The following is a 17,653-nucleotide window of genomic DNA, read 5'->3' as shown; positions in this document are numbered from 1 at the left end:
ACGCAGGGTTCCTGCGCCGAACCCATCTGATTCGATAGGTTCTGCGGACATTCGAATCATCGGGAGTGGGAGACCAGCGCGTGCGGCACACCCTCAACGCGATCGTCAGGATGTCCCTGTGCGCCGCGGGATTCGTGATGTCCATCTACGGCAGCGTCCAGCTCAACGCCCTCAAGTCGCCGAGCTTTCGCGAGCTGCTGCACGAGTCGGCCTTCTGGGTCGCCGCCATCGGCGGCCTGATGACCGCGATCGCGTTCGAGGCGATGCGGCGGGCACAGGTTCCGGCGCCCGCCGCCCAGCCCGGCGAGACCACAGCGCCGGTCGTCGCGGCCAAGCCCGTCGAGCCCGCCCCCGGCGAGCCGGAGAAGGATGAGCGGCCCGTCGAGAACGGCGACAAGCTGAGCCTCGTCGAGGTCGTCGGTCTCGCCGCGGGCGGTGTGATCGGGTCCGGCTGGCTCCTCGCGGTGCCCACCCTCCACGAGAGCCTGGGCGAGGCCGCGCTCCTCGGCTGGGCCGCCGGCGGCGTACTCATGCTCACCATCGCGGTCGTGATGGTCGAGTTCGGGCTCATCTCGCAGCGTACGGGCGGGCTCCTGTTCCACCCGCACGACGCCTTCGGCCCGTTGGTGGTGATCATCCTCGCGGCGTCGCTGTGGATCTCGTACGCCATCAACCCGGCGGCCCAGGCGGCGGCCGCGGTCAACGGGCTGGCCGAGGTCCTCCCCGCCCTGGCCGACGAGGGCGGGCTCACCCGGGTCGGCTCCACGCTGGCGGTCCTGGTGACCGCGGGGATCATCGCCTTCGTCCTGCTGCCCCGGCGGCTCGTCCTCCGCACGAACGCCGCCCTGACCCTGCTCAAGATCGCCATCCCGGTGATCTTCGTGGTGTGCCTGGCGCTCGCCGTCCCCGCTCCCCTCACCGGCCAGGGACCTGCGGCCGGGCCGACGTCGACCGGTGTGCTCAGCGCGCTGATCACCAGCGGCGTGATCTACGCCTACATCGGCTTCCAGGCGCCCCTGGACGTGACCGGCGAGGTCCGGGGCGGCCGCCGCGAGGTGGCCAAGCGGGTGCGCTGGGCGGTGTACGGCACGGTCGTCGGCTCGTTCCTGCTCTACTCCGCCCTCCAGCTGGTCTACGCCGAGCACATGGCCGGCTCCGGGGCCGAGCACGGCACCTCGTACGCACGCCTGACCGACACCGCGACGCTGGCCGGGGCGCCGCTGGACTGGCTAGTCGTGCTGGTCCGCCTCGCCGCGATCCTGGCGCCGATCGGGTCCGGCATCGTGTTCACCTACGCGCTGAGCCGCGAGGTCTACGCGCTCAGCGCGGAGAGGTACGTCCCCAGCGGCCTGCACGAGCCGCGGGCCTCCCGGCTCCCGGGCCGCACCAGCGACTCCTTCTGGCTGATCCTGCTCGTGAACCTCGTCCTCGCGCTGGTGGTCCTGGTGGCGGTGGGCGGTGACTGGCAGACCCTGGCCGTGCTCAACACGATCCCGATCCTGATCCTCTACGCGGTCACCTGCGTCGTCCTGGCGGTGCGCTCGGAGCTGCTCGGGACGGGTCTCCAGCAGCTGCTCCCGTTCGCGGCGTACGCAGCCTTCGTCGTCATCGCGCTGGTCGTCAACGAGTCGGCGTGGGACCGGGTGTGGAAGGGCGTGGCGGTGATCGCCTGGGGATCGCTCGTCCTGCTCGTGCTTCCCTGGCTTCATCATCTCCGGATCCCCGGTCTGGGCTGGTACGACGCGAAGAACCACGGCGCGCGCCTGTTCTCCCGCGACCCGGCGAACCGTCCGTTCCTCGTGCTCGCGCTGTATCTGGTCGCGCTGACGCTGCTGAGCGCGGTCCGCCACCGGATCGACGACGACTCCGTGTGGAGCGTGTGGAGCCTGCGGGCCCTGGTGATGATCGTGGCCTCGGGCGCGTTCGTGCTCCTCGTCGGGGCCGGCCGCCGCTACCTGCGGCTGACCCGGCTCACGTCGACCCGGCCCTGACCCACTCGGCCTCTTCCTCCTGGCCGGCGGCGATGAGGGTCTCGACGACGGCATCGACCCGGGCCCGGTCCTGCCACCGCCCCACCGAACGACGCAGCACCGCGGCGCGGCTCGCCTCCGGGTAGCGGTGCAGACGCAGCCGCGTGGTGATGCCGACGATGTCGGTGGGCGTGACGCTCTGCGCCTGGTCGAGATAGCGGATCAGCAGCCGGTCGGCCGTGTCGGTGAGCTCCTTGCGCAGGAGCTGGTGGGCGGTCTCGGCGATCGTCGGACCGGCGCCACGGCGGTTGATCGCCTCGTCCGCGAGGTGATGCCACGAGGTACGCACCGCGTCGGTGAAACCGGCCGACTCGAGGGCGGCGAGGCACTCGGCGTACCAGGCGACGTACGTCTCCTCGGTCGGCGCCGGGTAGACGAGCAGGTCCTCGGCCAGCCTCCAGCCGACGTCGGCGGCGACGGCCGACCGGCCGCGCCTGCCGACCCGGGCGGGTACGTGCCCGAGCAGACCCACGATCTCCTCGGCCGGGCGGAGCCGGACCAGGGTCGCGGCCTGCCGCCGAAGGTCCTCGCCCAGCGTCCTGCCATGGCCGTCGGCGAGGTAGGCGGCGATGCCCTCCACGACGGCGGACGCCGTCGGCTCGCGGTCCTCGCCCTCCGGAGTGAGCACCCAGTGGAGCAGCCTGCGCGCGGTGTCGGCGGACGGCTGCGCCCACGACCACCGGTCGAGGAAGTCGCCGAGCCGCTCGATGTGGCCGCTGTGCGCGAGCGCGCGGACGAGCATCGCCGCCTGGGCCTCGTCGCCCTCCTCCATGAGGGTCTCGCAGATGCGTTTGAGGTTCGTCGGGGTCGCGTCGCCGGCCAAGGCCGCCAGGAGGCTGTCGCGGCCCGGACCCCGGCTCCCGCGCAACAGGAGCACCACGTGCTCACGCGCCTCCTCGGCGTTCTCGCTGCCGTCGAGGCGCAGCCTGAACCAGTCCTCGAGCACGCGGCCGCCCGGGCACAGCTCCCAGAACGCCGCGACGAGATCCTGCTGCTGGGCGGGACCGGGCGCCCGGCCGAGGTCACCGACCGCGCCGAGGGTGCGCCAGAGCAGGTCCAGCGCGATCTCACGCAGTCTCGGGCTGGCGTCCAGCGCGACGTACAGCAGGGCCTTGTCGAGGTTCGAGCGACCGCTGGACGGGGCCGCGAACTGCTTCACGGTGTCGTTGACCAGGTCGGGCGCTCCGAGCAGGTGCAGCGCCCGCAGGAACCGGGCGATGTCGGGGACGGTCCGCTGCCGGAGCACGTCGTGGATCACGGCGTGGGCGATGGAGGCGTCGTGCTCGGTCTCGATCGCGAGCCGGGCCGCGTCCTCGGGTGGGCGGTGCAGCGCGGCGGCCGCGATCAGGATCACCCGGTCCGCGGCGGACTCCAGCGAGGTCGCCACGGCGGCCAGGTCGCCGTCCGCGAGCCTGCCATAGGCATGCAGCGCCTGGACCGCGATCGCCGGATGGCCCTGCGTACGCAACTCAGCGAGCCAGGCGACGAACCGGTCGACACCTTGGGCCGAGACCCGGGCGAAGGCGTTGTCGATCAGCTTCTGGGTGTTGAGGACCTCCTCGGCCTTGGCGCCGTCGAGTACGGTGACGTACTCGACCAGGCCTGCCAGATCGCCCGTCAGGGTGTCGAGCACCCGTTCGTTGAACCGCAGCGCCGCCGCGTGCCCGTCCTCGCTCAGCAGGGTCCTGGCCTGCTCGCCGGCCTCGGCCGGCTCGACCTGCAACGAGCCCGAGCGGGCGAACCAGCGCGCCCAGGGACGGTCCTCGTTCCCTCCCGAGGACCCGTCGTTGCCGCCGTTTCTCGCCGCGATGACCCACACCTCCCATGTCAGGTGGCCACTCCCTCGTGCGCACCCTAGTGGCGACGGACTGTCGGTGGCACTCGCTAATGTGTTCGCATGAGCAGTACGGCGGCGGTGAAGGAAGCGCGCAAGGAGATGCGAGCCCGGGCCGTCGCGCGCCGCCAGCGTGAGCAGGCCGGCGCCTGGGAGGCCCAACGGGGATTCGACGAGCTCGGCAGGCCGCTGCGCGACCTGACCTTCTGCGTGGTCGACCTGGAGACCACCGGCAACAGCCCGGACAACGGCGGCATGATCACCGAGATCGGCGCGGTGAAGGTGCGTGGCGGTGAGGTGCTGGGCGAGTTCCAGACGCTGGTCAATCCCCACACCGGCATCCCGCCCTCGATCGCCCTGCTGACCGGGATCACCAACTCCATGGTCGCCTCCTCCCCCACCATCGAGTCGGTGCTCCCGGCGTTCCTCGAGTTCGCCGAGGGCTGTGTGCTGGTCGCCCACAACGCCCCCTTCGACGTCGGCTTCCTCAAGCACTTCGCCGCCGAGCAGGAGCGGCCCTGGCCGCGCTTCGAGGTGCTCGACACGGTGAAGATCGCCCGCCGGGTGGTCACCCGCGACGAGGCGCCCAACCACAAGCTCGGCTCGCTGGCCCGGGTCTTCGGTTCCCCCACGACCCCCAACCACCGCGCCCTCTCCGACGCGCGCGCGACCGTCGACGTCCTCCACGGGATGATGGAGCGGCTCGGCAACATCGGCGTGCAGACCCTCGAGGACCTCTCGGTCTTCTCGGCCAAGGTCACCACCGCCCAGCGCAAGAAGCGCCATCTGGCCGAGGACCTGCCCCACGCCCCCGGCGTCTACCTGTTCAAGGACGACAAGGGCCGGGCGCTCTACATCGGCACCTCCAAGGACCTCCGCACTCGCGTACGCACCTACTTCACCGCCTCCGAGACCCGCTCCCGGATGGGTGAGATGGTCGGGCTGGCCGCGACCGTGCAGGGCATCGAGTGCGCGACGGCGCTGGAGGCGGGTGTGCGCGAGCTGCGGCTCATCGCCGAGCACAAGCCGCCCTACAACCGCCGTTCGCGACGCCCGGAGAAGATGCACTTCGTCAAGCTCACCCAGGAGCCGTGGCCCAGGCTGTCGCTGGTCAAGCAGGTGCTCGACGACGAGGCCGACTATCTCGGCCCGTTCGGCTCCAAGAAGGTCGCCGAGAAGGCCATCCAGGCGCTGCACGACACCTTCCCGATCCGGCAGTGCGCCGACCGGCTCCCGCTGCTGCCGCGCAAGACCCCGTGCGTCCTCGCCGAGCTCCACCGCTGCCTGAGCCCGTGCGACCAGAGCGTCCCCGCGGAGACGTACGCGACCCTGGTCGCCCGCGTCCGCGAGTCGCTGCTCCACCGGCCCGACGAGGTGGTCGAGACCGTCACCGAGCGGCTCACCGGCCTGGCCGAGCAGGAGAGGTTCGAGGAGGCGGCCGTCCACCGCGACCGGCTGACCTCCTACCTGCGCGCCGCCGCGCGCACCCAGCGGCTCACCGCCCTGACCCGGCTGCCCGACCTCACCGCGATCCGGCGTGAGGACGACGGCCGCTGGGCGGTCCACGTGGTCCGGCACGGGCGCCTCGCCGGGGCCGGGGTGATCCCGCGAGAGGCCAACGCCCACGCCTACGTCGCCGACCTCCAGCTCAGCGCCGAGACGGTCCTGGCCGCCCCGGGTCCGGTGCCGGCCGCGAGCGCCGAGGAGACCGAGCTGGTGCTGCGCTGGCTCGAGTCCCCAGGCGTACGCCTCGCCCACATCGAGGGCGAGTGGACCTGCCCGATCGGCGGTGCGGGCCGTCGGGCAGCAGCGCTCTAGGCGGATCGGCTAACGTGACCTGCGTGATCACAGCGATCGTCTTCATCAATGCCGAGGTCTCCCAGATCCCCGAGGTGGCCGAGGCCGTGGCCGCCATCGACGGCGTCAGCGAGGTCTACTCCGTCACCGGCCAGATCGACCTGATCGCCCTGGTGCGCGTCCGTGCCCACGAGGAGGTGGCCAACGTCGTCGCCGACAAGGTCAACAAGGTCCCCGGTGTGCTCGAGACCGAGACCCACATCGCCTTCCGCACCTACTCCCAGGTCGACCTCGAAGCCGCCTTCTCCATCGGCCTGGACTAACGGGCGCAGCCCGTCGGGGTGTAGCCGAGTCGGCGCAACTGCACGCCTTGGAGCGAAGCGAAGCGAGCGAGGCGTGCGGTTGCGCCGACTCGGCGCGCAATCCTCTACATCAGCGAGAAGTAGCCGCGACCCACCGGTCGAGCACACCCTGAGCCGCACCGGAGTCGATCGACTCCGCAGCACGGGCGATGCCCCCGGAAAGCCGCTCGTCGACACTGCCGGAGCCGGCGTCGTGGACCGCGAGGGCAGCGCCGGCGTTGAGCACCACCGCGTCGCGTACGGCCCCCTTCTCCCCGGCGAGCAGACGGCGGACGACAGAGGCGTTGTAGGCCGCGTCGTCGCCGCGCAGGTCTTCGGCGGTGGAGCGGCCGATGCCGTGGTCGAGGGGCTCGACGCTCGCCTCGGTCACGACTCCCTGCGAGACCATCCACACGTGCGAGGTCGTGGTGGTGGTGAGCTCGTCGAGGCCGTCGTCGCCGCGGAAGACCCAGGCATCGACACCGCGGCGGGCGAAGACACCGGCCATCACGGGGGCCGCGGCAGTATCCGCGCAGCCGATCGCGGAGGAGGCGGGGCGTGCCGGGTTGGTCAGCGGACCGAGCAGGTTGAAGACGGTGGCGATGCCGATCTCGCGCCGCGCGGCGGCGGCGTGACGCATCGCGGGGTGGAAGGCGGCGGCGAACAGGAAGGTGATCCCGGCCTCCTCGGCGACCTCACCGACGCGGGAGACGTCGAGGTCGAGCCGGATGCCGAGCGCCTCGAGCACGTCGGCCGATCCCGACTTGGAGGAGGCGGAGCGGTTGCCGTGCTTGACGATCTTGGCCCCGGCACCGGCCGCGACGATCGCCGACATCGTGGAGATGTTGACCGAGAAGGACCGGTCACCACCGGTGCCGACGATGTCGAGCACTCGCCCGGGCACGAAGATCGGGTTGGCCTTGGCCAGCATCCCGTCGGCGACCCCGGCGAGCTCGTCGACGGTCTCACCCTTGGCGCGCAGCGCGACCGCGAAGGCGGCGATCTGCGCGGGCGTCGCTTCTCCCGAGAGGATCTCCTCCATCGCCCATGCGGCCTGATGCGCGGACAGTGACTGTCCCGCGACCAGCGTGGTGAGGACCTCGGGCCAGGAGTTGGGCGCGGACGTCATGCGCCAACGTTAACGGGCCGCAACAGCCCCACGACCGTCCGGGCCAGCTCGAACGGGTCGAGCGGGTGCGGCACGGTGGCTTCCGCACGCGACCAGGTGCCGAGCCACGCGTCCTGAGGACGACCGATGAGCACCACGATCGGCGGAGCGTCGCGCACCTCGTCCTTGACCGCCTTCGCGATCCCCAGCCCGCCGGCCGGAGCCGCCTCGCCGTCGAGCACCGCCAGCGCCAGGCCGCCGGCATCGAGCTGCGCGCGCACGGCCGGCTCGGTGGCCACCTCGACGTACTCCACCTCCGGGAGGGAGGGATGGGGGCGGCGCCCCAGAGCGAGGATCACCTGCTTGCGTACGTCGACGTCGTCGCTGTAGACGAGGATCTTCAGTGAATTCGAGGTGGTGTCGGTCACACCCCGATGCTAGCGCCAACACCATGCCCCGCGGCCACATGTCACACCCAGAACCTGAGCGGTGTCTCAAGGTGTAGCAGCACCCTGAAACACGACACACAGGGTCCCAAGAAGACTCTGGGAAAGGGGCAGGACATAATGGCGGGCGTGGCGACAGTATCGACTCTTCCAACAGCCCGCCTGCACGGGCATCACGACCGTCCGAGCATGGTCAGCGTGGGGACGATCATCTGGCTCTCCAGCGAGCTGATGTTCTTCGCGGCGCTGTTCGCGGCCTACTTCACGATCCGCGCGGTCAGCCCCGAGCAGTGGCAAGCCAACACCGACGGGCTCAACATCCCGTTCGCGGCGGTCAACACGACCATCCTCGTGCTGTCGTCGTTCACCTGCCAGTTCGGCGTCTTCGCCGCCGAGCGCGGCCAGGTCGGACGTAAGGGCTCCCTGTTCGCGGTCCGTCTGTGGGGCCTGCGTGAGTGGTTCATCCTCACCTACCTCATGGGCGCGGTCTTCATCGCCGGTCAGGCGACCGAGTACGCGGCCCTGGTGCAGGAGGGCATCGCCCTCAACAGCGGCATCACCGGCCCCGACGACCCCTACGGCTCGGTCTTCTACCTGACGACGGGCTTCCACGGTCTGCACGTCACCGGCGGCCTGATCGCCTTCCTCTTCGTGCTCGGCCGGACCTACGTCGCCAAGCGCTTCACCCACGAGCAGGCCGTCTCGGCGATCGTCGTGTCCTACTACTGGCACTTCGTCGACGTGGTGTGGATCGGCCTGTTCGCGACCATCTACCTCCTCAAGTGACCAAGGACTGAATGTGCGTCTACTGAACCGCTCCGTCGGTCGACTGTCGCGGCACCGTCGCCGCCCGTTGGCCGGTGCCGCCGTGCTCCTGGTCGCCCTGTTGAGCACCGGCGGCGCGTACGCCGCGCTCGCCCCGGCCTCCCAGGCCGAGCAGGAGAAGGACAACGCTGCTCTCGTCGCCGAGGGCAAAGAGCTCTTCATGATCAACTGCTCCACCTGCCACGGCTCCAACGGTGAGGGCATCACCACCCAGAACGGGAAGCTCTACGGCCCCTCCCTGATCGGTGTCGGTGCCGCCTCCGTCGACTTCCAGGTCGGCACCGGCCGGATGCCGATGGCCCAGCCCGGCGCCCAGGTCGAGGTCAAGGACCCCAGCTTCAACCAGGACGAGATCGACGCCTTGGCCGCGTACGTCGCCAGCCTCGGCCCCGGCCCGGCCGTCCCCGACCGGGAGCAGTACGACCCGGACACCTTCGCCTCCGAGGAGGAGCGGGAGGAGGCGGTCGCTCTCGGTGGCCAGATCTTCCTGACCAACTGCACCGCCTGCCACAACTTCACCGGCGCCGGCGGCGCGATGCCGCGCGGCGGCGAGGCTCCGAGCATCCTCGACACCGACCCGAGGCACATCTACCAGGCGATGCTGACCGGTCCGCAGTCGATGGACACCTTCTCCGACGGCAACATCAGCCCGGAGGAGAAGAAGGCCGTCATCGCCTATGTCGAGTCGATGAGGGAGCAGCCCGACTACGGCGGCTTCAACAACGGCGCGCTCGGCCCGGTGACCGAAGGTATCGTCGCTTGGGTGGTCGGGCTCGGCGTCCTGGTGGCCTTCGCCATCTGGATCGCCGCGCACACCACGCGCACCAACCAGACCAAGAAGGGATCTGCCAAGTGAGCAGCGACCTCAGCGAGATCGAGAAGCACGACGACTCGCACCCAGAGCTCAACGCGCACACCGACGCGCTGCTGCCCGACCCGGGTATGCACGAGCATCACTGGCGTCCTACCGACGTCGACCCCAAGGCGGAGAAGCGCGCCGAGCGTCAGGTGAGCCTCTTCTTCGCCCTCTCGGCGATCTGCTCGGTGCTCTTCGTCGTCGCCTACTTCGCCATCGAGCCCGGCTACGACGGTGACGTCTGGGCCGGCTTCGGCGCCTCCAACCTGGCGCTGGGATCGAGCCTCGGCTTCGCCCTGCTCTTCCTCGGCATCGGCGTCATCCAGTGGGCCCGCAAGCTCGTCATCGACATCGAGCACTCCGAGGACCGCCACCCGGCAGCCTCCTCCCCCGCCACCCGCGAGGCCGCCGTCGCCGAGCTCAAGGCCGCGCTCCACGAGTCCGGCATGGCCCGCCGCCCCTTCATCCGCAACGCGATGATCGGTTCGGCCGCCCTGCTCGGTCTGCCTGCGGTCGTCATCCTCAGGGACCTGGGTCAGACCAACGCCCAGATCACCGAGGAGCAGCCCTACCCGGGCGCCGGTCTCGAGCACACCGTCTGGGATGCCGGCGTGCGGGTCGTACGCGACGTGGTCGGCACCCCGATCCGCCCGGGCGACCTGGAGGTCGGTGACCTGGTCAACGCCGAGCCGGCGACGATCTTCGACGGCAGCCTGCACGGCGCGCCGCTGCAGATCGCCAAGTCGAAGGCGGCCACCATCCTGCTGCGGATGGACCCCGCCGACATCGACAACGACGTGACCCGCAACTGGTCGGTCAACGGCATCGTGGCCTACTCCAAGATCTGCACCCACGTCGGTTGCCCGATCTCGCTGAACGAGCGCACCACGCACCACCTGCTGTGCCCGTGCCACCAGTCGACCTTCGACCTCGCCGACCACGGCAAGGTCATCTTCGGTCCGGCCGGCCGGCACCTGCCCCAGCTGCCCCTGGGCGTCGACGCGGACGGCTTCCTCGTTGCCCTCTCGGACTACCCTGAGCCTGTGGGCGTCAGCTTCTGGGAGCGCAACACCTACGACATCGACGAGATCTTCGACGACTGGTCCAAGGACCACGCCGCGGACGCTGAGCAGTACGGCTACAAGGAGGGCGGCCAGTGAGCACCGACACGTCCAAGGTTGCCGCCAGCAACGGCACCGAAGCCGCTGCCCCGGCGGGCAAGCCGACCAAGGCAGGCGCGGCCGCGAACTGGGCCGACGAGCGCCTCGGCATCGGCGGTCTGAGCAAGTTCCTCTCCCGCAAGATCTTCCCCGACCACTGGTCGTTCATGCTGGGTGAGATCGCGCTGTGGAGCTTCGTGGTCCTGCTGGTAACCGGCACCTTCCTGACCCTGTGGTTCAAGCCTTCGATGGCCGAGATCACCTACCAGGGCTCCTACGCGCCGCTGCGCGGCATCGACATGTCCGAGGCGATGGCCTCGACGCTGGACATCTCCTTCGACGTACGCGGCGGTCTGCTGCTGCGCCAGGTCCACCACTGGGCGGCGATGCTCTTCATCGCCTCGATGATGATCCACATGATGCGCGTCTTCTTCACCGGCGCGCACCGCAAGCCGCGTGAGATCAACTGGGTCATCGGCGCGACGCTGCTGCTGCTCGGCACGCTCGAGGGCTTCACCGGCTACTCGCTCCCCGACGACCTGCTCTCCGGCACCGGCATCCGGGCCGCGGACGGGTTCATGATGGCGATCCCGATCGTGGGGACGTACCTATCGTTCTTCCTGTTCGGAGGCGAGTTCCCAGGCGACGACATCATCCCGCGCCTGTTCACGATCCACGTGCTGTTGATCCCGGCGATCCTGCTGGCCCTGATCGGTGCCCACCTGATCCTGCTGATCTACCACAAGCACACCCAGTGGCCTGGACCCGGACGCACCGAGAAGAACGTCGTCGGCTACCCGATGGTGCCGAACTACATCTCCAAGATGACCGGCTTCTTCTTCATCACCTTCGGTGTGACCGCCCTGCTCGGTGCCTTCTTCTCGCTCAACCCGGTGTGGAAGTTCGGCCCCTATGACCCGACCAAGGTCACCGCGGGCTCGCAGCCTGACTGGTACATGGGCTGGCCCGACGGCGCGCTGCGCATCATGCCGGGCTGGGAGTCGCACTTCTGGGGCTCGACCTGGTCGTGGAACATCTTCTTCCCGGTCATCGTGCTGCCGATGGCGGCCTGGATGGTCGTGCTGATGCTGCCCTTCATCGAGGCCTGGATCACCGGCGACAAGCGCGAGCACCACCTGCTCCAGCGCCCGCGCAACGCTCCGACCCGCACCGCCACGTTCGTCGCGCTGATGACGTTCTACGCGGGCTTCTGGGCCGCGGGCGGCAACGACATCATCGCGATCAAGTTCGACCTCTCGATCAACCAGATCACCTACTTCCTGCGGGCGTTCGTGTTCCTGGGTCCGATCGCGGCGTTCATCATCACGCGTCGTTGGTGCATCTCGCTGCAGCGTCACGACAACGAGAAGCTGCTGCACGGCTACGAGACCGGCACGGTCATCCGTACGCCGGAGGGCGCCTACCACGAGAAGCACCTGCCGCTTCCCGAGGACGAGGCCTTCGCCATGACCGTCCGCGACCGCGGCCGGGCCGGCGAGGAGCCGGAGCTGAAGAAGAACGGCAAGCTGTCGTTCCGCGCGAAGCTCCGGGCCTTCTACTACGACCACGACGTGGACAAGCCCACGCCCGAGGAGCTCAGCGAGGCGCACCACCACGCCGAGCACGAGGCCCACGCGCTGGCTGCCCACGAGGGTCACCAGGTCGATGGTCACGACTTCGACGATCACCGTCACTCGGCGATCGAGGAGCCCCTCAGCCACTGACGCTGAAGAAGTACGCCACGTGGCGCCGTTCCCTCCGGGGGACGGCGCCACGTGCGTTTCAGGGGCCGAAACCCGGTTGCCCGCGCCCGGTGCGCGATCCTAGGGTCGCCCACATGACCGGCCTCCAGGCTCGACTCCGAGCCGACCTCCTCGCCGCACGCAAGGCCCGCGACACCACGGCGACAGCCGTGCTCCGCTCCACGCTGGCTGCCATCGCCAACGCGGAGGCGCTGCCGGTGGCGGAGACGGCTCTCTCGGTAGACGGACCGATCGCCGGCGCCACGGTCGGCGTCGGCGCCACCGAGGCCGCGCGGCGCGACCTGAGCGACGAGGACATCCGCGGCATCATCACCGGCGAGCAGAGCGAGCGCCTCAGCGCCGCTACGGACCTGGAGTCCCACGGCGCGGGCGAAAAAGCAGAGCAGCTCCGCGCTGAGGCGGAGCTGCTCGCGGTGTATCTCTAGGGACTAGCCCTGCGGGTCGAGCTCGCCGCCGACGACCTCGAGCACCCGGGCACGTACGTTGGCCGCGGCCTCGGGGTCGCGGGCCGCCACGGCGGCGACGAGCGCGTTGCCGAGGATGAGCTGCGGGATCCGGATGATCGAGTCGAGCTCCTGGCGGAACCCGGCGCGACCGCCCTGCGGGGTCACCAGCTCGACCTCGGCGAGCTTGGTCAGCTGGGTGCCGGTGAAGGAGGTCAGCGCGATGACGGCCGCTCCCCCGGCGACGGCCGCCTGGGCGACCTGGATGGTGGGCGCGGTGGCACCGGTGCCGCTGACCACGACGCAGACGTCGCCCGGCTGGAGCAGACGGGCCCGGATGAGCTGGTCGAGGTGATCGCTGGGCGCGACGGTGCTCAGCCCCTGGGAGCCCAGTCTCATCGCGATGTCCTGGGCGACCGGCGAGGAGACGCCCGTGCCGGCGACCAGGATCGAGCGGGCCTCGGCGAGCAGCTCGACGGCCCGGGTGACCTGCTCCTCGGAGAGGAGCCCGACCATGTCGGAGGCGGAGTCGGCGATGTCGGCGAAGAAGGAGCGCACCACCGTCAGAGGGCTGCCTCCTTCGGTCGTCTCGGTCTTGGCCGTGCCCAGGTCGCGCGCCAGCAGCACCTTGAGGTGCGGGAAGCCGCGGAACCCGAGTCTCTGCGCGGCTCTGACCACGGTCGCGGTCGAGACGGAGGCCTCGGCGGCGATCTCGGCGGTGGTCGCCTCGATGGCCCACTCCGAACGGGTCAGCACGACCTCGGCGACCGCGCGCTCGGAAGGGTTGAGCCGCGGCATCGCGGCCCTGATGGCTGGGAGAACCGGCGCGCTGGTCATGCCGCCACCGCAGTGGCTTCGGCGCCGTGCAGGATCCGGTGACGCAGCGCTGCGGACAGCTGGTCTACCAGGATCGTCACGATGATGATCACAACTAGCATGATTCCACCCCACTCCCACTCTCGGCCCCGAAGGACACGGTTTAGTAACGCACCAATTCCACCGGCGCTCACGACGCCGAGGATCGCGCTTGCCCTGATGTTCACTTCGAAGCGGTAGAGCCAGAACGCCACGGTCTCCGGCATCATCTGCGGGATGACGGCCGTGCGGATCCGCTGCCACCACGTCGCACCGGCCGCGGTGACGGCTTCGACGGGGCGTGGGTCGACCGCCTCGATGTTCTCCAGCGTCAGCTTGCCGAGCGAGCCGATCGAGTGGATGCCGATCGCCATCGCTCCGGCCATCGGGTTGAGCCCGAACAGCGGCAGCATCACGATCACCGCGAGCAGGATCTCCGGGACGGCGCGGATGGCGTTGAAGAAGAGCCGCACCGGCACGCGCAGGACCAGCGGCGCGGTGGTGGAGGCGGCCAGGAACGCCAGCGGGAACGAGAACAGCGCCCCCACGCAGGTGCCGATCCAGGCGAGCGCCACCGACTCCCCCATCAGCTTCAGCGCCTGCAGCCACCAGTCCCCGTAGGTGAGGTCCGGGTCGGACTGGCCCTCGGGATGCCCTCCCGGCCAGGTGAGCACGCCGTCGAGCATCTGGCCGGCGTACTGCAGGATCTCGCCGGGGAACTGCGGCAGCCGCTCCCACTTGGCATCGTCCAGCGACCATCCGGCCACCAGCACGATGCCGATCAGCGCCAGCCCGGCCACGGTGTAGGGCCACTTCGGCGGCGGCTTCGGCCGCGTGGTCGCGGTCGCCGAGCTCATACCAGCCTCCGTCGCAGGAACTGGGAGAGCAGGTCGATCGCGATGACCACCACGAAGATGACGATCACGACCGCCGCCAGCCGGGCATAGTCGGCCCGGTTGAAGTAGAGCATGATCAGCTGCCCGACCCCGCCGGCTCCGACCGCCCCCAGCACCACGGAGGCGCGGATGTTGAGCTCGAAGACATAGAGGACGTACGAGGCGTAGTTGGGCAGCACCGCGGGCACGATCGCGACCCGGGCCCGCTGCCAGCGGGTCGCCCCGGCAGCGTCGAGCGCCTCCAGGGGGCCGGGGTCGACGGCGTCGATGCTCTCCGCGGTCAGCTTGGCGACGATGCCGATGTTGAAGATGGTCAGCGCCAGGATCCCCGGGAGCGGACCGGTGACGACGGCGACGAAGACCAGTGCGTAGGCCATGTCTGGCAGCGACCGGATCATCGACATCACCGACTTGGTGACCCGGAAGACCGCGGGCGGCGCACTGACCTTGGAGCCCAGCAGAGCCACGCCGAGGGCGATCAGAGAGCCGACGAAGGTCGCGATGACCGCGATGGCCGCGGTCTCCTTCATCGCGATCCACAGCCGCGAGGACGGGTCGGTGATCTCCGCCCACTCGGGGTGCACGACCTCCTCGAGGATCATCGTCAGCATGGGCCACTGCTCGATGACGGGCGCGAGCGAGAAGTCGATCGCCCAACCGGCCACGACGGTGGCGGCCACGGCACCGAGGACGCCACCGATGAGCAGCGGGCTCGGCGGCGGCTTCGCCGGACGTACCTGCTTCGGCGCGCCGTCCGCACGCTCGAGGGTGGCCAGGCTCATGCAGAGACGTCCTCGGCGGTCAGCGAGCGGCCGTAGATCCTCTCGAAGACGTCGTCGTCGGCATCGGCCGCCGGGCCGTCGAAGACCACCTGGCCCGCGCGCATGCCGATGATCCGGTCGGCGTAGCGCCGAGCCAGATCGAGGAAGTGCAGGTTGACCACAGTGGTGATACCGAGATCGCGGTTGATCCGTTGCAGGTCACGCATGACCAGGTTGGCCGTCGGCGGATCCAGGGAGGCGACCGGCTCGTCGGCGAGCACGACGGACGGCTGCTGCGCCAGCGCCCGGGCGATCGCGACCCGCTGCTGCTGCCCGCCGGAGAGCTGGGAGGCGCGTACCCACGCCTTCTCGACGATCCCGACGCGCTCGAGGGCCTCGAAGGCGATCTCCTTGTCGGCCTTGGTGTGCATGCCGAAGGCCGACCTCAGCATCGTCTGCGCGTGCAGCCGGCCGGTGAGCACGTTGCCCATCACCGAGCGCCGGGAGACCAGGTTGAAACCCTGGAAGATCATCCCGATCTCGGCGCGCAACCGCCGCAGTCGCCGCCCGCGCGCCGTGGCCACCTCGGTCCCGCCCACCGACAGCGATCCCGAGGTGACCGGCACCAGGCCGTTGATCGTGCGGATGAGCGTCGACTTGCCCGCCCCCGAGAGTCCGACGACCACGACGAACTCCCCTGCCGCGATGGTCAAGGAGACCTTGTCCAGGCCACGGGTGCCGTTGGGGTAGACCACCGAGACGTCGTCGAAGACGATGCTCATTCGCCGAAGTTCTCCTCCACTGACTTCGCCTTCTTCAGCGCGGCGGTGTCGACCTTCTCCAGACCCTCGATCTCGTAGACCGCCTCCAGCGTCTTGAGCCCCTTGGGGTCCTTCGCCATCGCGGTGAACGCGTCGGTCACCTTCGTACGCAGCTCCTTGGAGAGGCCGGCGGCGACGACGATGCCGTCGTTGGGGATCTCGGTGGAGTAGGCGAAGACCACGACCTCGGAGGCGACCTTCGGCTCGTCGGCCGCGACCTCCTCGCGGGCGTCGTCGAAGCTCACCCCGATCGGGTAGTCGCCGCGCGCCACGGCCAGGACCGCGGCGTCGTGGTCGCCGGCGAACTGGGCGTCGAGGTCGACCAGGGCGTCGCCACCGGTGACCTGACCCCACTGGGTGGCCGGGTAGTAGTAGCCCGAGGCGGAGCCCTGGTCGACGAAGGCGATGGAGGTGCCGGGCTCGATCTTGGCGATCGCCTCCTCGCCGACGGGACCGGTCTCGGCGGCGTCGGTGCCGTTGCAGTACTTGAAGCCCTCGACGACCTTCACCTCGTCGGCGCAGTAGGTCTCGGGGTCGTTGGTGAACCACTGGGTGTGATAGGTCCCGGAGCCGAAGCGCACCGACTGCAGGACCGGCACCGCACCGGCCTGGTCCTCGGCCTGGACCATGCCGATCGGGCCGAGCATCGCGACCTGGGCCTGGTCGGCCTTCATCGCCACGATCGCGGCGGCATAGCTCTCGGTCACCTCGGCGCGTACGGGGATCCCGATCTTGTCGCTGAGGAACGACTCCAGGCCCTTCGCGCTCTCCGTGATCGAGTCGACGTCGCCGGAGGGCACCAGCGACAGCACGATCTCCTCGGGGTCCTCCGCGGGCGCAGTGCTGTCCTCGCCGCAGGCGGCGAGCGAGAGGGCGAGCGATGCGGCGGCACCGACCGCCAGCAACCGGGGGGTTCTCAACATTGGACAGACTCCTTGAGGGGGTGAGCTGCTATGAAGGATGACGGGTCATTCGACCAGTCCGAGACTGCGGGGTACAGGTCCACGAACGATCCTGCACGAACATGGGCCGGTCCCTGCCGGCGGTCGAAGGCGTCAACGTATGCAGCAACACAACCACGCTCGACGGCGGGGGCAAGGTCATTGCGCCAGATGTCGCCCACCGACATCAACCACTCCGGCGTGTCGGCGGCACCGACGTGCTCGAGGAAGGCGTCCAGGTGCCCCTTCATCCGGGTCGGCTTGAGCGCGTCGGTGCGCACCTCGTCGACCACGTCGCCTACGCCGAGGTGCTCCAGGATCGCGTCCAGTCCGCTGCCGCCGGGCGAGTTGGTGAGGATCACCCGGTGCGCGTCGATCCCGCCGAGCAGATCGACCAGCCCCTCGGGCGTGCGGATGTCACCCGGGTGCTCGCTGATCGCCGCCCGGCTCGAGACGTACGCGGCACTGAGCTGCTCCTCGGAGACCCCGGCCGCCAGGCCCAGGATCTTGACCGCCTCATAGCCGTCCTGAGCGCCCGTCAGCGTCCTCGGAGCAGTCTCGGGCAGTCTCTGCCCGAGGAAGGCCTCTGCGGTCGCCAGAAGCGCCTCAGGGGCGTCGGTGAGGTCCGCCACCCGGGTGGCGTAGAGAAGTGCCGGTGTGTCTCCGAGACACACCGTGCCGTCCAGGTCGAGCACCAGCACAGGCCGAGGCAACGAGTCCACCTTCCAGGGCGGCGCGGGCCGTCGGGGTCAGCCCTGCGCAACGCGATTACGTGT

The 17,653-nt window shown here is 69.8% G+C and carries 17 protein-coding genes; 8 read left to right on the top strand and 9 right to left on the bottom strand.

Translation table 11 applies throughout. The features are described from left to right. Positions 1-65 precede the first annotated feature (65 nt). Positions 66-1,991 carry an APC family permease gene (locus tag BLT25_RS20950; protein ID WP_091049971.1) on the top strand — a complete coding sequence of 642 codons (1,926 nt, stop codon included), beginning with the start codon at positions 66-68 and terminating at the stop codon, positions 1,989-1,991. Here BLT25_RS20950 and BLT25_RS20945 read toward each other — a convergent pair. Next, positions 1,972-3,849, bottom strand: coding sequence for a hypothetical protein (locus tag BLT25_RS20945; protein ID WP_091049969.1), 1,878 nt, complete (start codon positions 3,847-3,849; stop codon positions 1,972-1,974). The genes BLT25_RS20950 and BLT25_RS20945 overlap by 20 nt on opposite strands. Positions 3,850-3,966: 117 nt before the next feature. Between BLT25_RS20945 and BLT25_RS20940 the strand changes: the two genes are divergently transcribed. Both BLT25_RS20940 and BLT25_RS20935 read left to right on the top strand, forming a co-directional pair. After that, positions 3,967-5,682, top strand: a complete 1,716-nt coding sequence (locus BLT25_RS20940; protein WP_091050137.1) for a DEDD exonuclease domain-containing protein — start codon at positions 3,967-3,969, stop codon at positions 5,680-5,682. 23 nt (positions 5,683-5,705) lie between these two features. Beyond that, positions 5,706-5,984 carry an Lrp/AsnC family transcriptional regulator gene (locus BLT25_RS20935; protein ID WP_091050134.1) on the top strand — a complete coding sequence of 93 codons (279 nt, stop codon included), beginning with the start codon at positions 5,706-5,708 and terminating at the stop codon, positions 5,982-5,984. 109 nt (positions 5,985-6,093) lie between these two features. Here BLT25_RS20935 and trpD read toward each other — a convergent pair whose 3' ends face one another. Together trpD and BLT25_RS20925 are read right to left on the bottom strand one after the other, a co-directional pair. Continuing rightward, positions 6,094-7,131 carry an anthranilate phosphoribosyltransferase gene (gene trpD, locus BLT25_RS20930; RefSeq protein WP_091049966.1) on the bottom strand — a complete coding sequence of 346 codons (1,038 nt, stop codon included), beginning with the start codon at positions 7,129-7,131 and terminating at the stop codon, positions 6,094-6,096. Beyond that, positions 7,128-7,538 (bottom strand): Rv3143 family two-component system response regulator, encoded by a 411-nt coding sequence (locus BLT25_RS20925; protein WP_091049965.1) that lies wholly within the window; start codon positions 7,536-7,538, stop codon positions 7,128-7,130. The genes trpD and BLT25_RS20925 overlap by 4 nt, the downstream gene beginning before the upstream one ends. Positions 7,539-7,676: 138 nt before the next feature. Between BLT25_RS20925 and BLT25_RS20920 the strand changes: the two genes are divergently transcribed. From BLT25_RS20920 to BLT25_RS20900, 5 genes are all read left to right on the top strand, one after another. Further along, positions 7,677-8,342, top strand: a complete 666-nt coding sequence (locus tag BLT25_RS20920; protein ID WP_091049962.1) for an aa3-type cytochrome oxidase subunit III — start codon at positions 7,677-7,679, stop codon at positions 8,340-8,342. A gap of 13 nt (positions 8,343-8,355) precedes the next feature. Continuing rightward, positions 8,356-9,237 (top strand): cytochrome bc1 complex diheme cytochrome c subunit, encoded by an 882-nt coding sequence (locus BLT25_RS20915; protein WP_256328708.1) that lies wholly within the window; start codon positions 8,356-8,358, stop codon positions 9,235-9,237. Continuing rightward, complete coding sequence (locus tag BLT25_RS20910; protein WP_091049956.1) at positions 9,234-10,397, top strand: cytochrome bc1 complex Rieske iron-sulfur subunit; 1,164 nt, start codon at positions 9,234-9,236, stop codon at positions 10,395-10,397. Before BLT25_RS20915 ends, BLT25_RS20910 begins: the two co-directional genes overlap by 4 nt. Then, positions 10,394-12,121 (top strand): cytochrome bc1 complex cytochrome b subunit, encoded by a 1,728-nt coding sequence (locus BLT25_RS20905; protein ID WP_091049954.1) that lies wholly within the window; start codon positions 10,394-10,396, stop codon positions 12,119-12,121. The genes BLT25_RS20910 and BLT25_RS20905 overlap by 4 nt, the downstream gene beginning before the upstream one ends. Before the next feature lie 113 nt (positions 12,122-12,234). Then, complete coding sequence (locus BLT25_RS20900) at positions 12,235-12,585, top strand: GatB/YqeY domain-containing protein (protein WP_091049951.1); 351 nt, start codon at positions 12,235-12,237, stop codon at positions 12,583-12,585. A 3-nt stretch (positions 12,586-12,588) separates the two neighbouring features. Here the strand turns inward: BLT25_RS20900 and BLT25_RS20895 are convergent, their stop codons facing one another. From BLT25_RS20895 to BLT25_RS20870, 6 genes are read right to left on the bottom strand one after another with little or no spacing between them, the layout of a single operon-like run. Then, complete coding sequence (locus BLT25_RS20895) at positions 12,589-13,440, bottom strand: MurR/RpiR family transcriptional regulator (protein ID WP_091049949.1); 852 nt, start codon at positions 13,438-13,440, stop codon at positions 12,589-12,591. Then, entirely contained in the window at positions 13,437-14,315 is an 879-nt protein-coding gene (phnE, locus tag BLT25_RS20890) for a phosphonate ABC transporter, permease protein PhnE (protein ID WP_091049947.1), read from the bottom strand. The genes BLT25_RS20895 and phnE (BLT25_RS20890) overlap by 4 nt, the downstream gene beginning before the upstream one ends. Beyond that, complete coding sequence (gene phnE / locus BLT25_RS20885) at positions 14,312-15,136, bottom strand: phosphonate ABC transporter, permease protein PhnE (protein ID WP_091049933.1); 825 nt, start codon at positions 15,134-15,136, stop codon at positions 14,312-14,314. Before phnE (BLT25_RS20885) ends, phnE (BLT25_RS20890) begins: the two co-directional genes overlap by 4 nt. Continuing rightward, on the bottom strand, positions 15,133-15,897 hold the full coding sequence (gene phnC / locus BLT25_RS20880; RefSeq protein ID WP_091049931.1) for a phosphonate ABC transporter ATP-binding protein: 765 nt from the start codon (positions 15,895-15,897) through the stop codon (positions 15,133-15,135). The genes phnE (BLT25_RS20885) and phnC overlap by 4 nt, the downstream gene beginning before the upstream one ends. Continuing rightward, positions 15,894-16,859 (bottom strand): phosphate/phosphite/phosphonate ABC transporter substrate-binding protein, encoded by a 966-nt coding sequence (gene phnD, locus BLT25_RS20875; protein WP_256328707.1) that lies wholly within the window; start codon positions 16,857-16,859, stop codon positions 15,894-15,896. The genes phnC and phnD overlap by 4 nt, the downstream gene beginning before the upstream one ends. Then, positions 16,853-17,590, bottom strand: a complete 738-nt coding sequence (locus BLT25_RS20870; protein WP_143033808.1) for an HAD family hydrolase — start codon at positions 17,588-17,590, stop codon at positions 16,853-16,855. Before BLT25_RS20870 ends, phnD begins: the two co-directional genes overlap by 7 nt. Positions 17,591-17,653: the final 63 nt, after the last annotated feature.

This window comes from Nocardioides sp. YR527, from assembly GCF_900101045.1.
Lineage (GTDB): Bacteria > Actinomycetota > Actinomycetes > Propionibacteriales > Nocardioidaceae > Nocardioides.
Note: the sequence above shows the minus strand (reverse complement) of the source record. Positions and strands in the feature narration are given on the sequence as shown.